1 protein-coding gene is annotated in these 1,530 nt (G+C 41.0%); it reads left to right on the top strand.

Going from position 1 to position 1,530, the window contains the following annotated elements; translation table 11 throughout:
- The first annotated feature begins 112 nt into the window (after nucleotides 1-112).
- Entirely contained in the window at nucleotides 113-1,279 is a 1,167-nt protein-coding gene (locus tag M1F55_RS08990; RefSeq protein ID WP_247947713.1) for an IS30 family transposase, read from the top strand.
- Nucleotides 1,280-1,530: the final 251 nt, after the last annotated feature.

The raw sequence follows: 1,530 nt of genomic DNA, 5'->3' as shown, positions 1-1,530 counted from the left end.
GGTAACTTCTCAAAGTAACTTCCACTTGCCTGACCAAAGTGGAAATTAGTCTAAAACGGATTTTTATGGTGGAATTAAGTGTGAGACGTTTGAGTTAGAAATGAGGCTCACTATGACAAAACATAAACACCTTACCCTTTCAGACCGTAATGATATCCAATTAGGCTTAGAGCGCAGTGAAACCTTCAAAGCTATTGGACAATCCATTCTAAAAGACCCGACTACTGTTTCTAAAGAAGTCAAACGAAACAGACAAATCCGAGAGTCTACATGCCATAACCTTCCTTGCCCTCTACTCGACAAAGCTCCCTTTGTCTGTAACGGCTGCCCTAAAAGAAGCCAAAATTGTGGCTATAAGAAGATTTTCTACCTCGCTAAGCAAGCTCAAAAACAGTACGAACAAACTCTTATCGAAGCTCGTGAAGGAACTCCTCTCAATTCCAAGACATTCTGGGACATGGACAAAGTCATTTCTGATGGTGTTAAAAAGGGCCAACACATCTATCATATCCTCAAAACTCACAACCTTGATGTCAGCTCCTCAACCGTCTATCGACACATCCGAAAAGGATACCTATCTATCGCTCCTATTGACCTAGCCAGAGCCGTTAAATTCAAAGAAAGACGGAAAAGTAAGCTACCTTCCATCCCTAAAGAAGCTAAAAAAGGCCGTTCCTATGAGGATTTCCAAAATTATTTGGCTCTTAAGCAACTGAACTCTTGGCTGGAAATGGACACCGTTATGGGCAGGATGGGAGGTAAAGTCCTACTCACCTTCAACCTGTCTTTCTGTAACTTTATCTTCGCTAGACTTCTGGATAATAAAACTACCCTTGAGGTTACCAAACACCTCTATGACATCAAGAACACTCTTCACCAAGCGGACAAAGATTTCTTCCAACTCTTCCCTGTCATCCTGACAGATAATGGTGGAGAGTTTGCCAGGGTTGATGACATCGAAATGGATGTGCGAGGAGAGAGTAAACTCTTCTTTTGTGACCCTAATCGCTCTGACCAGAAAGGGAGAATTGAGAAAAATCACACGCTGATTCGCGACATTCTACCTAAGGAAACTTCTTTTGACAACTTAACTCAAGAGGACATCAATCTCGTTTGTTCGCATGTCAACAGTGTCAAACGTGCTGCTTTGAATGGAAAGTCAGCCTATGAACTCTTTGCCTTTACTTACGGAGAAGAGATTCCTAAACTTCTAGGTATTTCTAAAATACCTGCAGAAGACGTCTGTCAGTCGTCTAAATTACTCCAACATAAGTTCTAAAAACTAACCTTTAACCGCATTCAAACGTCTCACACTAACTTCCACCATAGCGGAACTTAATCTGAAACGCTTTCAGATGAGGGGATTTTGTGCGCTCTTTTTTCTATTCATTTTGGCTACAAAAACGATGAAATCAAGTATTAGTAAAACCAGTGGAACTTACCCTGACACGGATTTCCACTGGTTTTTACGATTTTTATCAGACTAACTTCCACTTGGATTAACGGTGGAAGTTAGTTTGGGAATTTAGC

The sequence above is a fragment of the Streptococcus mitis genome (assembly GCF_023109235.1).
Classification (GTDB): domain Bacteria; phylum Bacillota; class Bacilli; order Lactobacillales; family Streptococcaceae; genus Streptococcus; species Streptococcus mitis_DA.
Note: the sequence above shows the minus strand (reverse complement) of the source record. Positions and strands in the feature narration are given on the sequence as shown.

Bases quoted from the DNA above. Each gene is read 5' to 3' on its own strand.
- M1F55_RS08990 (WP_247947713.1), top strand. From the start codon at position 113: ATGACAAAACATAAACACCTTACCCTTTCAGACCGTAATGATATCCAA.